This window comes from Rheinheimera sp. F8 (assembly GCF_001518915.1).
Genome location: NZ_CP013656.1, coordinates 3,091,512 through 3,112,244 on the forward strand (window position 1 = coordinate 3,091,512; position 20,733 = coordinate 3,112,244).

The following is a 20,733-nucleotide window of genomic DNA, read 5'->3' on the forward strand; positions in this document are numbered from 1 at the left end:
ATGGTTTTTACATTACCTGCTGCCGTATCGACTTCGACGCGGCCATTGGTGGGCTCGCTTGTTGATTATTGCCGGGGTTTCGCTGCCAGTAACCGCTATTGGCGGGTATGTCGCCACGTTCTTTCAGCCGGTTCGCGTTGAAACAACACAAAGTTTGCCTGAACAGCCGTTGGCCGAGGTTCCTGCGGCTGAAGTTAATCGCGATGAAAACTCGCCGCAGCCTGTAACCCAGTCAGACGACTTCGCGGATATGTTGCCAGCTGAAGCCAACTGGCAATTGAAGAAAACCCGGGCCACGGTTTATTTGCGTAACGGGCCAGGCACCGAGTTTCCAGCATCAGGCAAATTATCGCCTGGCGCTTTGATAGAAGTTGATATCAATAGTATTGCGAACAATTGGGCACGAGTCAGGACCAGCAAAACCGACGCTTTATATGTATCAACGCTATGGTTGGAAGGGGCACCTGATGTATCGAAGTGACAATGGCAATACTTATTTGCAGTGCCATAAGAATTGGCGCTGGGTATGTCGCGCGGATACCATGCAGTTGTGTTATCTGCAGCAAAATTATTCTGCTAGTTGTCAGGACAGACTGTGGCTGGATAAACAGGCATGGTTTGTCTCTACGCAGGACCCGACCGGCTACAGCCACGTCTTTGTAAACGGCTCCACATTCTATCGGCTAGAAACCGCTCCCCGTCCGGGCATTCTCCGTGCGGTTGATGCAAAAGGCGTCCCTTACGTATTTAAGGTACACAAGGCAGATCGCTTGCTGGCCGAATGGCACAACATGCAATTACTGAACAGTCTGCATTATCCTTTGTTTCATTTCGAAGCTGAGCCTGGTCAGTTTCAATGTCAGGGTAGTGAGCACGCGTTGCTTGTATATTCGCAAGCGCTGCCATTAAAGGAGGCGACCATGCGAGGTTTTATGCACTCCTTATTATTTCGCCAGCAATATCTATTACCTTTGATCGCTGACCTGTATCAGCTGCATCTATTGGGTTTTGTGCATGGCGACGTACACGGAGGCAATATTTTGCTTACCTCCAGTGGGCTTAAACTGATTGATTTTGAGTCGTTGCGGCCAATCGTGGATCATGGTAAGCAAGCAGCTACGACGAATCTGTTCTATCAAGATAGTTGGCATGATGCACAGCTCATTCGGGAAGAGGAGTTATTCGCTTATCAGCAGCGAGTTCCCGACAATCATCAGGAGTTTCGGGCGCTTGGCCGGTTAATTACACGCTGGTTGCTGCCAGCACGCACGGAAAAAGCCGTGTTATTTGAACGAGACCGTTTTGTAACTACCTTCGAGGTTTTTCGCAAACGTAATTTAATAGCTTGGTATGAACTGTTACTTGACTGGCTATTTCAGCCCGCCGTTTGTGCTGATACATTGATCGCACGCATTGAAGCGATAGAAAATCAAAGCGATAAGAGGGAACGTACCTAATGCCAAATATTCGAATTAATCTGCTATCCGACCTGCACCTAGAGTGCTTTCGGGCTGACCCCGAGGCTTTGGATTATCGTAGCCTGCATGCAAACCCGGAGGATACCGACTTGTATGTGTTGGCAGGTGATATTGATGATACCGGCCTGACCGCTTTGAGCTTTTTGAGTTATATGAACAGCCTTGGCAAGCCAGTACTGTACCTTTTAGGCAATCATGAGTACTACTATTGTGATGGATTTGGCACCCTTGCTGACCGATACCGTGCCGCTTTTAATGAGCAGCCAGGCAAGTATCACAATGTAAAGCTATTGGATGACTCCGGTCGTGATTTGCACGGCCATTATGTCGACCTGCTTGGGGTTCGCTTTGTTGGCGCCACCTTGTGGACCGATTTTAACCTGTTGCTGAAAAAACCTGCGGCCAGTGTGCAGGAAAAAGCTGAGGTGCTAACCAACGCCAAGGCCTCAATGCGCGATTATATGCGTATCGGTAAACAGGTTGATGTTGCTATGCCGCTGCAAACCGGCACCATCAGCGTGGCGCGGTTAGAGCCACAGGATATTCTTACGGCAAATGCCCGCGGCCGGTCCAATATCTACAGAACCATCTTGGCATCTTCACTGCCCACAGTCGTAGTCACCCATCATGCACCGCTAATGCAATCAATGGCACAAGCAGCACACCGTGCCCGCCAAATTCTCACTGAGCAACCTGACAATCAGCAGGCGCAACGCATTTTGCGTACTGAAAAACACCATGCACATTTGTATTGTAATGATTTAACGGAATTGCTCTGTCAGTTGGCTTTGCAACGCAAAACACCACTGGCCTGGTTACATGGTCACCTGCATGCCACTTTGGATTACAACGATGCAGGCGTGCGTGTTTGCTGTAATGCCATGGGCTATTACCCACATCTAAACACGGATTTTGTGCCGTCTAAAATTGTGCATCTGAGTTGTTAATGTGTGCGTAAAAACATCATGGTACCAGTGTAATCTGTTGAAATGTCTTGATATTGTGTTTTTATAAAATCATAAAACTGTTGAAATGGAGTAGGGTGACATGGCCGTAGTCAGCTATAGCGAATTCAAAAACAATCCAGCAAACTATTTTTTGGTTGTTTTTAATATTGAGGCCTTGCGAAACGATGGTTATAAAGAGTTAACCGCTATAGCTGGCTTTGATTGGTACTGGGATGATCACCTAATTGATGATACTGATATCGACATTCGTGGTTCTTATTTTAAGGGAGCGGCCACAGGCTGGATCCGCTATGTGCGCAAAGGCGTTTACCTTCCACTGACAATTCGGCAGGAAATTGGCTTGTGGATACATACTGCTGATTACAGTGTCGTATTTGACAGAGCCATGCTAACCAATTCAAATGAATCGATCAGTGTTGACGAAATGTCAAAATATTTGACAGCGCAAATCAAACAGACAGATAACGTTTCAATAAGTGCTGCCCCGGAGTTTATAAAGCATGCTGTATACAAACATCTAATTGCTACTTTTGACAAAAACAATAAACATCAAATTCCAACACCTGAGATGCTGGAAACGCAACGGCGACTGGATTCAATTAGTTTACAAAGCATTGCACTGGCTAGCACAAAAGCAGCAGAATGCGCGCTGAAACAGCTACAAGCCTACCATCATTTCCTCGATAACGCGCTCGACTATATTTCTGCCAGCTTTAGCGTCCCAACAGATACTCCACATCCTATCGTACCGTCCGGTTTTGACTTCAAAAGAGCCGACAGAATCTCCGGAGGTCTGGTCAACTTTCGTTTTGAAGCAATAGGTGATCGGCAAATTCTAGTCCCATACCAGCTCGGCAACACGACAACCACAGCTGTCTATCGAGTAAACGTAAAGTCTTGTTTTGGATATCGGACCATTTTGCTCGCAGAGATAAAAAAAATCGTTGGGGAGCTTACTGGGCTGGATGGTTTGGAAGTAAAAGTCCCTGATTCCGAGTTATTGGGCTATCCAGAACTTAATATTGAGTATGTCAAGTCGCATAAAGTGGAACACTTAACACAAGCTAATGCCGATACCTATAATCAATTGGATGCAGAAGCACAAAATCACGATATCAATTTATTCTTCGTTAAAAAACGCTTAGCCGACAAGCAAAAACGTCAAATAGAAATGGCGCATAGTAATCAAAAGTATGCAAACGCTATGGCTGCATTAGGCTCGGCACCTGCCGAAGCATTTGAAGGTGCACTTCTGCCGGAAACTGGAATGCACACAGAACCTGAAAATGACACCACTACTATGAACCCCATTTTCAGTAATCAAGCAGTCGTTTCCACTGAACCTCTGCAATATGACCGACCAGACGAAACCGACCAGCCGCAGGCGTCAGAAACAGCTGTAGCTAAACATCAAGTCAAATGCCTTTTTCCACAGAATGCAACGGTCCGTTACACCGCTGCTGATGCCCATAACCTCAGTTTAATTGACTACGGTCCGCTCATTTTAGACAAGCTGAAAGCCGAATGCCCAGCTCTTGCTGATGCGCTCGCAAAAGATGAGTTGTCTGAGGTACTGTATTGGGATAGATTCTGCCTCAAACTCAACGAGTTGTTGCAATTATCTCAGCTTTTTGTACAACTACAAAAAGAGCCATCTTTCAAACAGCACACGGTCAGTTTTTTTATGTCGGCTGCTGGGAAAAACAAAGATGAAGCAGCTGAGTTTGACCGTTTCAGCAAAATGGATGTGCTACAAACCCTGTTGAAACAACAAAACTTTCCAATCGCACGTTTAGTGGTTCATGCAGGCTTTGAAAATAAGCGCCATGACAGAATTTTACAGCTGATATTTGTATCAGGCGCGCGGTTTGAATTGAACTTCTCGTACGGTATGGCTTTTTTTGACGTGACGTTGCCAGATGATATGGCGACTGCAATTGCAGAAGTAAATAATGAGAAAGACGCCAAAAAACGCAAAGCGATGCTCGGGCCTATGTTGGCCGAGCTGCAGGTAGACTTTCGCCCACTTGGTGTACTTGGAAAATCGGCATCTATGACGATTGCGGTCGCGGGTTTTAGTCCTGTTATGCCAGCAGCCCAACAGGATTAACGACCATGACTGCATCAACACTATTCGATATGACGGATGCCGACAGATGACCTATCAATCAGATCTGGTGTTATGGTCGCAAACTGAGCGTCTTTTGGTAAAAGAAGGGAACGTAGAAACAGAATATGTCCCTATTCAAACTTACAAAAACACAGTGCATTTAACTGAAAACCAGAATGTCATTGCCATAAACGAGCAAGAAGCGAAGAAAGCAAGGGATAATAAGGCTTTTAAGCATCCGCAAGAGGCTCGTTATGTGTTCAAGCTTGCGCACGGACCTGATTTAACAGAGGAGCAGCAGCGTGCTGCGATTGCCGCGCACATTGTTGAAGTGGAGTTACAGCAGCGGCTGTTCAGAGCCGGCGTTGCTGTGCCTGAAGTGGTTAAGGTTGTTCCTGCCAATGATTTGTTAAATGGTGATGGTTTAAAACTATCGCATCCTCCGCTTTTTATTATGGCGTTTGTGGATGGTCAACCGCTGTCAGCGTTACCGGCTCAGGACAGTTTGCATCAAAGAGCTGAGTATCTACAGCTGATTTGGCCCAAACTAGTGAAGTTGGTTAAACATCTGGAAAGCCAACAGGTTATTCACCGGGACCTCAAACCAGACAACATCTTTGTGACGGAGCATGGTCCTGAGCATGTCCGGTTAGTCTTGCTGGATTTTGAAAAAGCCAGTGCTGCCAACACCACAGTCTATAGCACCGTAGCAGGGCCCTTTGCCGCGCCAGAAGTGCATCGTGGTTTACCTTGCTCAACCGCTGATCATTACAGTTTAGTGGCGCTAAGTTTTTTCTTATTGACTCATCAACTACCTGATTTGGAAAATAGGGACAGATTAGCGCTGGATAAACTTTTTGAGCCGATGCAGCAGTTTTGGTTACGTGGCTTTGCTGAGGCATCTGCGCAGCGCTTTGAAGATATAGATGCACTGAACAATACATTTAATCTGGCGCTCTGCGCCTTTGTGCGTGCGCTCAAGCCGCGTGAAGAAGCAGAAGATCTGCGCCTACGCTTACAGCAACATTATGATTTTGTTGTGGCTTCTTTTAAAGACGTATCGCTAGCCATCGACAATGTGGGCGAGGTTTTCACGCGTCTACGTCAGTCGCCTAATGCGCAGTGGCCAAGTTTTTGTTTGATGTTAAGCGCCATTGAGCTCGATTATGCCGCTTTACTGGGGGCACAGCAGCAACTCGACATCACGCTCAACAACTACCAAAATGTTTTCCAACAGCGCTTTGACACAGATGAAGCAGCAAATAATTGGTTGCAGGCACGCCAGCATGACCCAGATTTGCATCAGGCCTTGGCTGCACTGCAACAGCAGTTGGCTGAGCTAGTCAAGGCTGAGCGTTTGTTTGAGTTAGATAATGCCTTGACAATGCCCTCGTTGCTGGCGGTTGAAAGCCAATTAACCTTGTGCCACGAGTCGTTTGCTCGGTTAAAAAACAGCGTAGACGACACTAAGCAAGAGGTCGCACAGCAACAAAATCAAATGCTCACCGCGTATGAAGATTTACTCGCAATCAGGCAACGAGATTACACGGCGCTTCAAGCAAAAATGAGTCAGGCGGACAATCCGCTGCAATCTTTCGCAGATTTAATACAATTAAAAGATCGTCGCTGCGATTTTTGGCAAGAATCAGAGCACTTGACTAACGCTTTGACTCATTTAGGTCAGCAGTTAGCACAGCTGTCGCTGTCCGATCACAATGTGAAAGAAATGGCGCGTCAGTGTGCAAAACTGGCATTAGCCGAAGCAAATGAACAAATAAAGCAATTCGAGCTGCAGTTGGAAAAACTCGAAGCACACCTGGCACAAGAAACGCGTTGGGCTGATACGCTGCTAACCACTTTAAAACGTGAGCCAGATTGGCAACAAGCCACCACGCTCTTGATCCGCCATCAGCAAGAACAACAAAAAAAAGAACGTGAGCAGTATTTAATTTCGCGTAGGTATCTTCATGCCGCAAAGCAACGGCTAGTCGCGGCAGAGATAGCAATGGACAAAGATGATTTTGTTGAAGTGCACCAGCATATTGATGAAATTGATTTGCCAGTTATCTGTATACAGCAATCAAAGCTGCCACTCACTGAGTTACGCCAACAAACACAATGGCAGCCAAGGCCTTTGTCGACGGTTCATGCCGAAGATGTGATAGAGCAGCTATCAACGATGAAAGATAATTGGCCAGCACAAAGTGCCAACTCGGATTTATCGCAAAATCTTTACCAGCGTTTACTGGTTGAACTGCAAAACCTGAACGAGCTTCTGTCCGCCAACAGAGACAAATATCAGTCAATCCAAAACCAGGCGCAAGATTTAATGGCTTCTGTTACCAGCGGCCGTGAGTTTAATGAACGGTTGCAAGCTCAATTGCGGTTAAGAAGGGACTTGATTGACCTACAAGCACAACTGCAATTCGGTTTGAGTAAGGTTGATTTAGCACAATGGGGTCAATTTATTGCCGGGTTATCGAAACAAGATAGTTTGGTTTATTATCCCGCATCAAAACTAACTCCGAACTGGCCATTACGGTTAACTGCGATAGCCGCGATTTTAGGGTTTGGATTTATCGCATGGCCGATGATTGAACATCGCTTTAAACCTGAGCGAGCAGAAGTCGTTAGTGCTTTGGTTCGCGACGAGCCTTCAGAGGTGCAACTTATTGCGGCGAGTTATTGGGAGTCGGGCAGCTACGATTTTGTAGTCGGGCAAACTAGGTGCCAGTCGCTCGGCACGACTGAGCAAGTTCTGTCGTTTCGTTGTCAGGTCAAAGAGACTGGTAACTTGAATTATCAACTTCAACGTGAAAATGCTGTAGTACAGCAAGGCATGGTCAAGGTTTCAGCGCAAAGCCATTTATTACAGTTGACGTTACAGCCCGCTATAGCCTCGGTTGAGTTAAATAAACAGCACGTAAAAGTAGGCAATCGGTTGCCTGAAGGCGAGTACCTACTTGTTGCAAAGGCGGAAGGTTACCAGCCGCTAAATAAAACTATTTATTTTTCAGGCCAGCCGGTAGATATAAAGTTAGAGCCACTGACCGCCAACCTAACTGTGCAGAGTCAAACCCCAAAGCTACAACTACAACTGAAAGGTGCTAATAGTAGTCAGCGGTTTAAGGCTGGGGACAGCATTACCTTGCCTAAAGGCGAATATGAACTGACGGCAAGTGCAGAGCATTTTCAAATACAAACTCAAAAACTGAGTCTAACCACAAACAAGCAATTAACGATAAATCTCGAGCCAATACGCTACAGCCTTAATCTGGTGATTGCGCCGGCAAACGCTACCGTCTACATCGATGACGCAAAAACAACACTGCCATTGCAACTACCTGCAGGGTATTACCAACTAAAGGTTGAAGCACCTGGCTATCAGACAGTGAACAAAGTTATAACTGCCGATGAAAAATCGATAAAAATAAATATGATTAGGAAAAATTTAAATATAAAAATAAACACCAGCATATACCTGAATGATATGTTTATATTGAACTTGGAGAACGAAAACATTTCTCAGTTGTTATCGTCCTCAATTGATTTGGATAGTGGTAACTACATATTGTTTGCAAGGTTTGAGCAGGGGGTTTTAAATAAGCCTATAATTCTTCATGAATCTTTGGTTGTTACTGTCTTGCCGCCTGGGGCGATAGATGACTCAAAAAGTTGGTTAAATTTTTTGAGGACGGTTAATACAATATATTTTGTAGGAAATGAAACAAGTTTTAGCAGCGCTTTCTGGGAGGCGCTTGATCAACATGCAAGGTTTTTAATTGCACATCCTTATATTGGAGCATCTGTTGAAGGGCACACTGATGCTTTGGGTACGCCAGAAGCTAATATTTTGATTGGTGAGCAGAGAGCGCAGGCTGTTGTTAATTATTTAATTGGAAAAGGGGTTAAAGAAGAGCAGTTATCTGTTGTTTCATATGGAGAAGAAAAGCCTGCCCAAATGAGTCCAAATGAGATTTGGAACAAACGGGCGGTAATTGTCTATTAAAATTATAAATCGAAGTTTCATCAGTTATCGCTGCATCCTGCTGCATATTCAGATGTATTCTAGGTGTCTGCTCGCTCTGTAGTCTAGCGACTGTCAAAACCTTTTTCTGGGCCTCTGACCAAGATAATTAAAAGGTCAGGCTTATCTGTGATAGCTTAAAGCCACTTCTTTGGCCAGTGTTTTCCCGCCAACAGGGGCTTAAAGCGATCATATAACAGGAGCTGCGAGTGAGCCGGGTGCAGGTGATCCAAGCAGGCGCAACAGTCGCCTGGTTATTTGAAACAACGGCGCAACTGCAGGCGTTATTACAGCAAAAAAACGCCTTGTTTTGGCAGTTGCAGCGTTTTGCCGGTGAGCCTGTATTTCAAAGATGGTACACAGGTGCAGTTAAAAGCTTTCAGCTGGCTGCGCTTGACGAGTTACAGCCCGACATTTTTAATGCAGTGTTCACCTTTATAAAGCAACAGTTGCCGGATACTTACTGCACTTTAAAACAGTTGCCACTTTTGCAGCATCAACGCCGGTTTTTAGCAGATGCCGGTCATTCATCGTATCGGTATGTACTATTGGCAGGCCCTACGGTAGAAGCGGTGTTACCCCAGCAGCAGTTAGTGGCGCGTTATCTCATGGCGGATGAGTTTGAGCCGTTTGCCAGGGTGTTTCTCAAGCACCAAACGATGCTGGATGGTTTTACGTCACCGCACTGGCCACACGCTTGGGCGGACCAATGGTTATTGCTATCGGCCGAAGATCTTTGTTGCAGTGAAGGTCTTAAATTATCTCGGGATGACAACTTTTTGCAACTCACGGGGTTGGGGCAAAGTATTCATTTTTATCAGGAAAAGGCAAATCTAAGGTCAGCTCTTACTGGTTCAGCCGCTACAACGGAAGCAATTTTCGCACCTGTGCTAGTTCATTCAAACTAAGTAAAAAAATAAATTGCATGCTAAGGGGGGGCGGTTAATTTATATTGAGATTTATTGCACTGCTGGGAGCGGAAATATTGAACAATTTTACATTAGACTATTTGGTTTTGCCTGAATATTCACCCCCCAACCAGAAAGGTGAGAGTTTTGTGCTCAGAAAGCAGTTGGTGCTGTTTTGTAACGATCCCGAATTACTAAAGCAGTCAGTAACTTTAGTTTGCAGCGGAAAAATCGTTGCAACTCAACCACTTGAGAATGAAACCCACTTTACACTCGAAGCAGATATCATCACCGACCAGTTACTCACCATCAAAATATCCGATCAATTTTACGCCAACGCTCTACTCCACGGCGATGAGTGGGTTATCGATAATACAGAGCTGCAGATTGCGCACTTAAAACAAATCGGCAATCACGATACGAGACCGCTGATTTTTAAACGGATTGCACATCATCTGGTGCCAAGAGCACTACCAGCCAAGCTCATCGTAAATCAAGCCAATTTGGGCGCTGAGTATTATTTAGTGGCACCGAATTTACATTGTCGTTTGCCTGTCAAAACGGCAAGAAAAACCACCACGCTGACGCATCTGCCGCATAGTATGGTGTTTGCTCCCGAAAGCCGCTCTTACCTTGAGGCTGATGTGGTTCAACGTAATCCGGCAACGAACCAAGACGCTAAAGCGCTGTTTCGGTTATCTGGTAAACCGCATTTCCGTCTGTATTGGCATAATGACAGCTTGGTGTATCAACGGCTGACCGAAAATAACCTGACTCAACCCCTGCTTGCTGGTGAATCATTGCTTCTGATGGACTCATGTTCAAAGGTTTTTGCAATACCGTCGCTATGGGATAAAACAGCTACAGTCGAGCAGTTGGTATTCGGTGAAGCGGGCAAATCATTGGCGCTATATTTATGGCGTACTAAGGATCACCTATGGGTCCGCCTGCAGGAAGATAATTTTAACCCTAGATGTTATTTATTGTTAGCGCCTAGTTGTTATGCCGATGGCAGCCTGGTCAAGCCGGTTACAGTCAAAATACCTGATAGCGCCGATAGTTTTACCTTGAACTCGATTAACGACAGTACGATACATTATCAGAGTGGGGATAAGCAGCTGATCAGTTCATTTTCAATGGCACCACTTGCCGTTCCCGCGGCAGAACCTGTCGTATAAGTTTGAAAAAAGCCGAGACTGCCGCTCATTTTGACGAGGGCAGCCTCTTCTTTTAGTGCAACACAATGCGAAAACCTATATCAAAATCGTATCGTTTTGCCTCAAAAGACTGGCGCATTTGCACATGGGCCAATTTCTCGTCACTGGTCCAGCTTCCACCTTTAACTATTCTCCGCTCGCAGTTTCCTTGTAACCACGCGTGCTCAGTTAAGCCTGACGGCAGTTCCGCATTGTAACAATCCAGCGTCCACTCCCAGACATTTCCGCTCATGTCGTACAATTTGTGAATGCCTGGTGGGTAGCTCGCTACCTTTTGTGGTGCACCGGCATGTTGATAGTGGCAATCTGCGAGCGATACGTTCGCCAGTTGGCAGCTTAGCTTTTCTATAATTGCATGTGGATGGTTCAATCCGCCTGTTGCCGCCCACAGCCATTGCATCTCACTGGGCAAGCTAAATGACAGACCGGTTTGTGCCGACAGCCAATCAACATAAGCCATCGCATCATCATAAGAAACATTAACGACCGGTTTTTTGCCGCGGCCGTACCCTCGGTCACTGACTAAAGCGCGACCAGTTGTTTTGCTAAACAAGTCATATTGCTCGAAAGTGATTTCTGTAGCGGAGATCATAAAACCGCGAGTGATTTGCACTTGTTTCATCGGCATAGCCTGAAAATTTTTAGCCGCCGCGCCAACCTGCATACTGCCTGTTTCAATCGACACCATCTGTAAGCCGGGCGCAAACTTTTCGTAATGATTTCTGGTGTCATTTGCCGGTGGTTCAGAGCAACCAGCCAGAACCCCAAGCAATATTGACCTTTCCCCGGAATTAATACCAATCCCGTGATGAGATTTTCCAGCTTATGCGGCCTGTTTTGCATACTCAACAGGCGACATGTAATTCAATGAACTATGTGGGCGAATAGTGTTGTAGTGTTCGCGCCATAAATCGATTTCGTATCTGGCCTCGTCCATCGTTCTGAACCAGTGTTGGTTCAAACACTCGTTCCTGAACTTGCCATTTAAGCTTTCAACAAATGCGTTTTGTGTTGGTTTACCTGGCTGAATAAAGCCCAGACTCACGCCAGTTTCTTTGCACCAGAAGAACATTGCCTTGCTGGTAAATTCAGTGCCGTTATCGCAAATCACTTTGTTAGGTTTGCCACGTTGCTCAATCAGCAAACTCAAAAATCTGGCGACTTGTCTGCCGCTGATAGAAACCGAAACCAGTTGCCCAACCATTTCCCGCGAATAGTCATCCACCACATTCAATACCCGAAAGCGCCTGCCATTACTGAGTTGGTCAGAGACAAAGTCCATCGACCAGCGCTGATTCACTGCTGTTGGCACTTCCATCGGTTGCCGCGGCCGGGTCAGCTTTTTGCGTTTCTTGGTTCGAACCTGCAAGCCTTCTTCGATATAAAGACGATAGGTATGTTTGCGATTTTTGACCATCCCTTCGCCGCGAAGCAGTCCATGCAACATCAGATAACCGTAACGCGGATATAGCGTGGCAAGCGACTTTAAACGCTGGCGTAAGCTGCTATCTGCATTCGTTTTTGGCTGATACCGAAGTGCAGTTCGACTCAGTCCCGCCAACTTGCAGGCCACCCGTTCGCTCAGGCGAAATGCTTCCATCAGATGTTGAGCAACAGGTTTTCTTGCCGCTGGCGTCACCACTTTTTTGACAGCACATCCTTCATGGCTTCAACTTCCAGCATTTTGTCGGCCAGCATCTTCTTCAGTCTGGCGTTCTCTGTCTCAAGCTCCTTCAGTCGCTTTGCTTCGTTCACTTCCAGACCCGCGTATTTGCTCCGCCAGTTGTAGAAGGTGCCGACTGATATGCCCATCTCGCGGCACAGATCTTCGACTTTAGAACCCGCTTCATGCTGCTTGATGGCTTTGATGATTTGTTCTTCGGTGTAACGTTTTTTCATTTTGAGATCTCCATTGGCTCCAGTTTATTGGAAATCTCATCAATGTCATGGTCTTAAATTTGGGGGAAAGGTCACGCAAACAGTGCAATGCCGTTGTTGCCATCACAAGTAGGCGCAGGTGTATCACAAATTTTTCCATTTGTTGTTGCCGCGGTTAAACCAGATGTAGGGATGATCAGCATCGAACAGCCAGAGCTTCACTTGCATCCGGCTTGGCAAGTGGAGCTTGCGGATTTAATGCTCACTCAAACCAATCAGTACAGTGCAGATAAGCTTTTCCTGGTTGAGACGCATAGCGAGCATATGGTGTTACGGTTGTTAAAACGTATTCGAGAGAGTCAGGATGCCAGCCTGCCACTTGATAGCAAGCTGGCCCAGATTATTTTCTGTGAGGTGTTCGAAGGTGAGACTCGGATTAGGCCGATAGGGATCACTTCTGATGGTGATTTTGACACGGCATGGCCCAATGGCTTTTTTGAAGAACGGGGCAAGGAGTTGTTCTGATGCTGTTTGCAGAATTTGCGGTAAATCCGGAACAGGTCAATTCGCTTGATAATTTGGCGCAACTCAAATCAAGTTTTGACTTCAGTCGGGGCACATTAATTTCCGCGTTCCCGAAAAATTGGCTTTCTCTACTTGATCAGCGTCTTGCCGGCAATTTAAGCCAGATTCAAAAGCAGCGAATGGTCGCGTTGTTAACGACAATTAGAGATCGTGCTGTCGTTAAATCGGGGCGAGATTATGCGGGTGATAATTGGGTTCAGGCCGCCCATGCAATCAACGACCAAAAACCGTTTTACAGTATTGTCGGAAGTGATACGAATGCTCCGCCACAGCATCTGCCATCGTTGGAGCAGCTTGAGTTAATAGACTTTGAAACTTTCGGCTCTATTGATGTTCCACGCAATGCCCTAACTCTAATCCAGCCTGTAACGCCTCTTTTATTATCGTCGTCAAGAATCCGGTTGGTTGACCCTTACGCATGCCCCACTAAACCTGGTGTTACAGCAGTATTGCGTTCACTATTCGAAGTAATAGGCACTAAGCAATGTTTAGTTGAAATTTACAGTGAGGAAGCAGCTGCTAGAGATTTGGTTGAGGCACATTTTCAACAACTTACCAGGCTATTACCCGACAACATCCGTTTGATCTGGTTGGTCCTAAATGACGGCGGTACTGGCCAGTTGCATCAGCGATTATTGTTTACTGAAAGAGGCGGTGTCATTTTTGACCGGGGATTTATTGAGCCTTCAGTTCACGAACAGCGTCTTGTTAGTACAAATCTGAGAACAATGAATAGAGCACAAGTAGATAATGCAACTCGAGATTACAACGATGCTCAACCATTCGTGCCATGTGTTTTCAAACTCAGTTCTACTGATCCTGCCTACTTAACTGAAGACTAAGATGATTTTACAACTCTGTGCTACAAACTTTCTGACCAAATGGCTTAAAGCTGATTTACCGCGTTTACCAGTCGAGTCAGGCAAGCAAGTAGGCGTGAACACCGTCACTAGTGACAACACGCAAATGTGTTGGCAGGTTCATATTATCGACAACAGTTATGGTTCACGGCATAAAACCCTGATAGCTGTCGAAGCCAGTAGCCGGTTTACTGTGTTTATTCCCGTAGTATTGAAGTTAACGCTAGATGAGCTTTCAGCGCGTCTAAAAATGGAATGGCAGTGGGTGCTTGCTGAAAGTTTACGGGTATTGGAATACATGCCGCGTAGTGATATCGCGTTGCTGTTAGACAGACTAAATCAGCTGAACTTTGACGTTGCCTGGGTGAAAAACACTGACTTAAGTATCAATGGTCACATTAGTGACGCAGGGCTGTGGGTCACTCAGACTTTAGAGCAAAGCAGGCGGGAAGAACTAACGCCTGAGGTAGCCTTGGAGTTAGCCATTTATCTCAATGGCCAGCCAAAACGAATCAACAAAGGCAAAGATAAGGTGATACCGGTAGAGTCTCTGCTGGCATATTGCCAGTCACTTATCTCTTCAAAGCAAACGGCCCAGCAATCTGAGGCAGAACCAGCAGAATCAAATCAGCAGCTATTAGCGCCAATTAATTCAATCGTGTATCTTAAACGTTGATATGAAAATAGGTCCAAACAAGGCCCTCAACAGTTGTTTTTCAGGGAAAGAAGATGGTCTCGAATTTCGATTTTTTGCAACACAACTTCACTGATTTATACAATTTCTCCCGAGGCGCAGAGCAGTATGTAGAGCAAGATCCGCAAGCATGCTTGGTGAAATTGCGTTGTTTTTCTGAACAATTAGTTGATCATCTCTACCATGAGCTAGGGATTAACCTAGAGTCTAAAGACGACTTTTACCAACGACTTACAAATCCCCAATTTGAAAAGTTAGTCGAAAAAGGCATTCTCCTAAAACTTAATGCATTACGTATTAATGGGAATAAAGCTGCGCATGGTAAAAAAATCAGTCGTAGCGACGCGAAATGGTTGCTCAAAGAGGCTTACCTGGTATCCAAGTGGTTTGCATGTACATATTTTCCTGAGATGGCGAGCGAGATACCGGACTATCAAGAGCCGCAAACAAACTCCGAAGCGGTTATGCCGATTGAGTCTAAAACGTCTTCTGTTGAACTTGAAGCAGCCCAATTAGAATTAAGAATATTGCAAGAAAAACATGTAAAGGCTTTAGCCGATATCAATCGCCTTGCCAATTCCGTTCAAAATTTAGAAGCGCTACAAGCGCAATTTGCCTCAGCAAATAATGCCGCGGCACAACAGTTTGATCTAGAAACATCTACAACCATCGCTCATTTATCTTTGGTTGATGCTTATAGTGATTTTGAGCTGAATGAAGACCAGCTTGCCCTGGTGCAGTCTCTGGAACAGTTTTTACGTGAACCCAAACCACAAGTTTTTCTACTCAAAGGCTACGCAGGAACAGGGAAAACTTTTATTACGAAGGGTCTTACCGAATATCTTCGCACTATCGGCAGACACTACACTTTGATGGCTCCAACCGGAAAAGCTGCAAGAGTTATCGCACAAAAAACGGGGAGTCCAGCATCTACAATTCATCGTACCATTTATTCATTTAAAGACATTCGCGAGTTTAAAGAGCCGGGTGTGGATGGTTCTGAAACATTCAAATACTATTCACTTCTGCGCGCTAACGAGAATCCAGATAATTCCGTCTATATTTCCGACGAATCTTCAATGATTTCAGATACGTATCAAGAAAACGAATTTTTTAGGTTTGGTACGGGTTATTTGCTCACTGACATGATGAAATTCATTAACCTTGATCATAATGACCACTGCAAAAAATTAATTGTGATTGGCGATTCTGCTCAATTACCGCCGGTTGGAATGGCAACGTCACCAGCACTGGATGCTGATTATTTGAAACAACGCTTTAATGTCGATTGCATGAGTTATGAGCTTACAACAGTTGTAAGGCAACAGGCCGACTCTGGCGTTATGGCGAATGCAATCATGCTCCGTGAAACGATGGCAACAGGTGTGTTTAACCAACTGGATTTTAAGTTGCAATTCCCGGACATTAAAAATATCAAACCAGAAGAATTAGTTCCGGCTTTTCTCAATGCTTGTAACTACAAATCAGTAAGTAATGATGCGATTATCGTTAGTGGTTCTAATGCTGATGTGAAGCATTATAACGATCGAATTAGGGAAGAGTTTTTTCCAAACAGCCCTTCCTTACAGCCCAGAGATAAGCTAATCGTTGTGAAAAATGTCGAGATATTTGGACATTTAATTACAAATGGTGAGTTTATTTATGTCCGCAGTTGCGATCCCCAACCAGAATTAAGGTCTATCCCGCTAAAATCAAAAAACAATGACGGCGTGCTTGAAACCAGAATAGTTCCTTTATTATTTCGTGGTGTTGAATTTTCGTTAAGAACAGAAAGCGATACCGTAATCTCGCTGCAATGCAAGATTATTGAAACTTTGCTTAATTCTGAAGATGGCACTTTAAATTCTGATCAACAAAAAGCTCTGTATGTTGATTTTAAGATGCGGAATTCTCATCTTCGAGAAGGCTCGAAGGAGTTCAAAGATGCCTTAATGTCTGATCCATATTTTAATGCGCTGCGCGCAAAATATGGTTATGCCATAACTGTGCACAAGGCCCAAGGTAGTGAATGGCGGCACGTGTTTGTAAAATGCAAGGCCCCACAATTTTCGACACTCAGTCAAGCGTACTTCCGATGGCTGTATACTGCAATTACTCGTACTAAAGAAACGTTATTTGTGCTTGATGAACCTCATATTTTGATAGGATCAGGGATCAAAAAAGCATCTCAAAAAGACTTTGGTTGGATTAGTCAATCTGCATCAATTGCAAAGGCTATGACTCTAGATTCGGCAACAGCATCGAACTCAATGCCATTGATGAATTCTGTAAACCAACCGGCTGAAATTTCTTCCGAGACTGCTGTCGTGGCAGCGATAGAGTCACAATCTGACATTTTAGAAAAACAAGCAACAGACTTTGGTATTCCTTCTGGTGAGTTGTTTCTGGTTACCTTATTCCAACAAATTCAAAAAATTTTGCTGAATGTTGGTGCAGAGGTGCTGTGGATTGATCATAAACAGTATCAGGAACGCTATCTGATTAAGTTCCAGCAAACTGAGTTAACCATCAATGTGCATTACTCTGGAAAAAATAAGGTTACAAAGATACAGAGCGCACAGCTCACCGAAGCGAGCTCCCTGATTAGTTCAATGCTTAATGTACTTGTTGACCGACCTCTTGCTGTGAACATCCAATGCGATCAGAACCCTATTGAATTGCCCGAGCCATTCTTGGAAATTTTCCATCAGCGCATAGAGGCGAGCTGTGCCGGACAATCATTTAGAGTTTTGACCGTAAAAGCACGTGACTATTGCCAAGAATATACCTTTGTAAGAGCAGAAGAATTAGCAACTTTTAGTATTTTCTATAACAGCAAAAAACAAATTAAAAGCTATGCCAGTGTAACTTCTAAAACTAATTCGCCCGCTTTAAGTAAAGACGTAGAAGCGATGTTCGCATCGGAGATTAAATAATGAGTGTTTCGACCAAGGATGTGTTTGCACTTAGAAAGGCGGGCGAATTAGACCAGGCTTTTGCCATGGCCAAACATCTTTTAGATGAAAACCCGAACGATGAATGGAACCAACGTGCAGCAGCTTGGTGTTTGATTGATCTGATAAAAAAAAGTGCACAGCACAATACCCCAGATCAAACCAGTCAATATTTAAATACGTTGAATTCGATCGGCCTTCCTAACGATGAAATACTGCTTAAATCAGTTGCAGCGGTGAAAACGCTCGGGTCGGCTGCTGCACCAATAGTGGAGCAGGCTACCGTTGCCAGTAAAGCAAAGGACCACGAAAAGGCCTTATCCTTGTACCTGGAAGCACTTCGTTTATGCCCTGATGACCACGGAATTAAACAAAAAATCGGGTGGGAACAGTACCACGTTGCAAGTATTAAACTTAAAGAAGAAAAGCTAGAAACTCAGGCAGTTAAAAAATTACTAAATAGCTATCTCAATTTACAGCTTGAGAGGCCATCTCTTTTGCACTCGTCTATGCTGCGAATTGCTGTGTCGATAGCTAAAGAAGATAACTTCAATTTAGTGGCGTTTTTGCGGATCTGGGGGATTGAAAATCTACAGGAGCAGGATTTCCAGCCTTATCACCAAGATGCAACTGGTAAAATCTCACCTTCGTTAGCCGAAAAACTACTGTTAAAAGTGTTTAAACAAGCAATACAACAGGGCGACGCAAACTTTATCTCTCAAACGTTACCCGTGTTAGAAAAAGCCATAACAACTTCAGACGATCCTATTTGGTTAACGTACTACAAAGCAAAAGCGTTGTTATTGCTGGGTTATGCTGATGATGCTTTCAAATTTGTAGCCGCTATTGCTGGCAAAAAGATGTCAGAGTATTGGATATGGGAGCTGTTAGGTGATATTAAACAGCAGTTGCAAGACGATTCAGCAATGGATTTTTACGGCAAAGCGCTGGCACTTAAACCTGATGAGCTTTATGTAGCAAAGCTGCGATTGAAATTAGCTCATTGGTTTCTGTTTAAGAGTAATTTATCAGCTGCTAAATGTGAGCTGGAACAGATCAAACGTACTGCCGAAAATCTTGGTCATAACATTAGCCCTGAAGCACTGCAGCTTATGCAGCAACAGTGGTTTCAAGAAACAAATGCATCCAAAACTAACGTAGCCTTTTATTCCGATGCCGCTGGCCGTGCTGAGGCTGTCCTTTATAGGGATCATCCGACATTTATTGGTGTTGTCGCTGAAAGCTTTGCTATTAAAGACAAGCCCAATAAAAAGAAATATCGAATAATCTTTAAAATGAGTAGTTCAGGGAATCCATATGAGACCTCTGTCAGTGAGCAAAAGTTAAAAGCCTTAAACTTAGGCACTGGTGATGTTATTGCAATAAAAGGCGAAATGCCTCAGGACGGTGGCAAGTTTATGGTATTTACCATTGCACGTGCGTCCGTTACTGCAGATCCATCTCTGGTAAAAAATTTTGAAGAAATATGCAGTGTTTCTGATGCTGGTCTGGGGTTTACTTCCTCAAATATCTTTATCGATGCGAATACAGTCAAACATCACAATATTCAAAAAGGCAATCAAGTATCTGGAGTAGCGATAAAAAGTTACGATAAGAGAAAAGACAAATGGGGCTGGAAGGCACTGAAAATAAATTCCGTAACGCCCTCTTAATTAACCTTAAAAAAAGGGAGTTCGATATTAGTTTGGTTCAAATGCTGTAAGACCTCACCCGAATCTACCGCCATCCTGATTCTTTTTATTGGTTACCTTAAGTTGAGATTACTCCGGAAGGTAATACCGAACATAGTGGTATTAATAATTACATTTCGGCAATTAGTTTTACTTTTATAATGGCTTTGGATGGTGAATTTCTAGCTATCTACATGATTCATATCGCTTATATCTGATGGCATGCCTCGTGAATTATCTCCTGTGACCAACATTTCATAGGAGATACAAAATGGGTTACGAAGTAGATTTTTTAGGTGTAGGCAGCGAGTCTAAAAGTGGCGATGCCATTGCCATTCGGTTTGGCAATTTGCATGGCCGCCGAGACGAGCAAACAGTGGTGGTGATCGATGGCGGTTTTAGCGATACCGGCACTGAATTGGTTGAGCATATCCGTACGCACTTTGGTACTGATACTGTTGACCTTGTCATCAGTTCCCATCCGGATCAAGACCACATTAACGGTCTTGAAGCATTATTAAATGAGCTGGATGTCAAAGAGCTTTGGTTGCATCAGCCATGGCTGCATAACCAGAACTTAGCCGATGAGTTTGCTGATGGCCGTTTAACCGATTCAAGCCTGAGCGAGCGTTTAAAACAAAACTTAGAGCGGGCCTGGTCGCTGGCTAAACTGGCGAACCGCAAAGGTATAGTGCTCAAAGAGCCATTCACCGGGCTGACTGATAAATCGGGGGCAGTCAAAGTATTGGGCCCCAGCCAGTCTTATTACGAATCACTGATCCCTGATTTTGATGGTATGCCTGCCCGAGCAGACAAGGGGGCAGTTTCCAATGAGAGTTGGCTGACATCAGCGTTGCGAAAAGTCACAGAATTTTTTGCAAACTGGGGCGAAGACCATATTTCAGACGACGGTCAAACGTCGGCAAAAAACAACTCGAGCGTGATCACCCAGCTGATTGTCGATGGCAAGCGCCTGGTGTTCACAGCGGATGCCGGTATTCAGGCTTTAGCACATGCTGCAGACCAAATAGATGGCTGTCAGTCAGGTGCCGAGTTTAAGCTGATTCAAATTCCACATCATGGTAGCAAACGCAATATTGGGCCAACGGTATTAAACCGTTTGATTGGTGAGCCCGTGCCGCATGGTGAGCAGCGTTCAGTCATGGCTATAGCGTCTACTGCCAAAGCCGGCGAACCAAAGCACCCAAGAAAGGCGGTGTTGAATGCTTTTAATCATCGCGGAGCCCGGGTTTTGGTCACTCGTGGTCAAGGCATTATGCACTATCACAATTCGCCTGGACGGGCAGGTTGGTCGTCATTAACTCCTGAGCCATACCACTTCTCTTACGAGGAGGAGGTATAA

General features: G+C 44.8%; 15 protein-coding genes. 13 read left to right on the forward strand and 2 right to left on the reverse strand.

The window, feature by feature from the left end:
- Positions 1–58 precede the first annotated feature (58 nt).
- The 7 genes from ATY27_RS13835 to ATY27_RS13865 all read left to right on the forward strand — a co-directional run bounded on the left by ATY27_RS13835 (position 59) and on the right by ATY27_RS13865 (position 10,669).
- Entirely contained in the window at positions 59–481 is a 423-nt protein-coding gene (locus ATY27_RS13835; protein WP_208931217.1) for an SH3 domain-containing protein, read from the forward strand.
- Complete coding sequence (locus tag ATY27_RS13840) at positions 468–1,457, forward strand: hypothetical protein (RefSeq protein WP_208931218.1); 990 nt, start codon at positions 468–470, stop codon at positions 1,455–1,457. The genes ATY27_RS13835 and ATY27_RS13840 overlap by 14 nt, the downstream gene beginning before the upstream one ends.
- Positions 1,457–2,425 (forward strand): metallophosphoesterase, encoded by a 969-nt coding sequence (locus ATY27_RS13845; protein ID WP_208931219.1) that lies wholly within the window; start codon positions 1,457–1,459, stop codon positions 2,423–2,425. The genes ATY27_RS13840 and ATY27_RS13845 overlap by 1 nt, the downstream gene beginning before the upstream one ends.
- A gap of 100 nt (positions 2,426–2,525) precedes the next feature.
- Positions 2,526–4,556, forward strand: a complete 2,031-nt coding sequence (locus ATY27_RS13850; RefSeq protein WP_208931220.1) for a hypothetical protein — start codon at positions 2,526–2,528, stop codon at positions 4,554–4,556.
- A 46-nt stretch (positions 4,557–4,602) separates the two neighbouring features.
- Entirely contained in the window at positions 4,603–8,565 is a 3,963-nt protein-coding gene (locus ATY27_RS13855; RefSeq protein WP_208931221.1) for a PEGA domain-containing protein, read from the forward strand.
- Between the two features lie 323 nt (positions 8,566–8,888).
- On the forward strand, positions 8,889–9,491 hold the full coding sequence (locus tag ATY27_RS13860) for a hypothetical protein (RefSeq protein WP_208931222.1): 603 nt from the start codon (positions 8,889–8,891) through the stop codon (positions 9,489–9,491).
- Positions 9,492–9,535: 44 nt separating this feature from the next.
- Entirely contained in the window at positions 9,536–10,669 is a 1,134-nt protein-coding gene (locus ATY27_RS13865; RefSeq protein WP_208931223.1) for a hypothetical protein, read from the forward strand.
- A gap of 52 nt (positions 10,670–10,721) precedes the next feature.
- On the opposite strand, the gene ATY27_RS13870 is transcribed toward ATY27_RS13865, so the two are convergent.
- Positions 10,722–11,396 carry an SUMF1/EgtB/PvdO family nonheme iron enzyme gene (locus ATY27_RS13870; protein ID WP_208931224.1) on the reverse strand — a complete coding sequence of 225 codons (675 nt, stop codon included), beginning with the start codon at positions 11,394–11,396 and terminating at the stop codon, positions 10,722–10,724.
- 135 nt (positions 11,397–11,531) lie between these two features.
- A protein-coding gene (locus tag ATY27_RS13875; RefSeq protein WP_208931225.1) for an IS3 family transposase occupies positions 11,532–12,607 on the reverse strand; the annotation gives its coding sequence in 2 pieces (ribosomal slippage) (positions 11,532–12,358 and positions 12,358–12,607; 1,077 coding nt in all).
- A gap of 87 nt (positions 12,608–12,694) precedes the next feature.
- On the opposite strand from ATY27_RS13875, the gene ATY27_RS13880 reads away from it, so the two are divergent.
- From ATY27_RS13880 to ATY27_RS13905, 6 genes are all read left to right on the forward strand, one after another.
- Positions 12,695–13,111, forward strand: coding sequence for an AAA family ATPase (locus ATY27_RS13880; protein ID WP_208931226.1), 417 nt, complete (start codon positions 12,695–12,697; stop codon positions 13,109–13,111).
- A complete protein-coding gene (locus ATY27_RS13885) occupies positions 13,111–14,013 on the forward strand; it encodes a hypothetical protein (RefSeq protein WP_208931227.1) in 903 nt (300 codons plus the stop codon). The genes ATY27_RS13880 and ATY27_RS13885 overlap by 1 nt, the downstream gene beginning before the upstream one ends.
- A gap of 1 nt (position 14,014) precedes the next feature.
- Complete coding sequence (locus tag ATY27_RS13890) at positions 14,015–14,707, forward strand: hypothetical protein (RefSeq protein WP_208931228.1); 693 nt, start codon at positions 14,015–14,017, stop codon at positions 14,705–14,707.
- A gap of 53 nt (positions 14,708–14,760) precedes the next feature.
- Positions 14,761–17,661 carry an AAA family ATPase gene (locus ATY27_RS13895; protein ID WP_208931229.1) on the forward strand — a complete coding sequence of 967 codons (2,901 nt, stop codon included), beginning with the start codon at positions 14,761–14,763 and terminating at the stop codon, positions 17,659–17,661.
- A complete protein-coding gene (locus tag ATY27_RS13900) occupies positions 17,661–19,352 on the forward strand; it encodes a hypothetical protein (protein ID WP_208931230.1) in 1,692 nt (563 codons plus the stop codon). Before ATY27_RS13895 ends, ATY27_RS13900 begins: the two co-directional genes overlap by 1 nt.
- Positions 19,353–19,641: 289 nt before the next feature.
- Positions 19,642–20,733, forward strand: a complete 1,092-nt coding sequence (locus ATY27_RS13905; protein WP_208931231.1) for an MBL fold metallo-hydrolase — start codon at positions 19,642–19,644, stop codon at positions 20,731–20,733.

Coding starts and splice junctions, on each gene's coding strand:
- ATY27_RS13885 (WP_208931227.1), top strand. CDS start 13,111: ATGCTGTTTGCAGAATTTGCGGTAAATCCGGAACAGGTCAATTCGCTT.
- ATY27_RS13855 (WP_208931221.1), top strand. CDS start 4,603: ATGACCTATCAATCAGATCTGGTGTTATGGTCGCAAACTGAGCGTCTT.
- ATY27_RS13845 (WP_208931219.1), top strand. CDS start 1,457: ATGCCAAATATTCGAATTAATCTGCTATCCGACCTGCACCTAGAGTGC.
- ATY27_RS13870 (WP_208931224.1), bottom strand. CDS start 11,396: ATGGTGTCGATTGAAACAGGCAGTATGCAGGTTGGCGCGGCGGCTAAA.
- ATY27_RS13895 (WP_208931229.1), top strand. CDS start 14,761: ATGGTCTCGAATTTCGATTTTTTGCAACACAACTTCACTGATTTATAC.
- ATY27_RS13905 (WP_208931231.1), top strand. CDS start 19,642: ATGGGTTACGAAGTAGATTTTTTAGGTGTAGGCAGCGAGTCTAAAAGT.
- ATY27_RS13890 (WP_208931228.1), top strand. CDS start 14,015: ATGATTTTACAACTCTGTGCTACAAACTTTCTGACCAAATGGCTTAAA.
- ATY27_RS13850 (WP_208931220.1), top strand. CDS start 2,526: ATGGCCGTAGTCAGCTATAGCGAATTCAAAAACAATCCAGCAAACTAT.
- ATY27_RS13880 (WP_208931226.1), top strand. CDS start 12,695: ATGCCGTTGTTGCCATCACAAGTAGGCGCAGGTGTATCACAAATTTTT.
- ATY27_RS13900 (WP_208931230.1), top strand. CDS start 17,661: ATGAGTGTTTCGACCAAGGATGTGTTTGCACTTAGAAAGGCGGGCGAA.
- ATY27_RS13840 (WP_208931218.1), top strand. CDS start 468: ATGTATCGAAGTGACAATGGCAATACTTATTTGCAGTGCCATAAGAAT.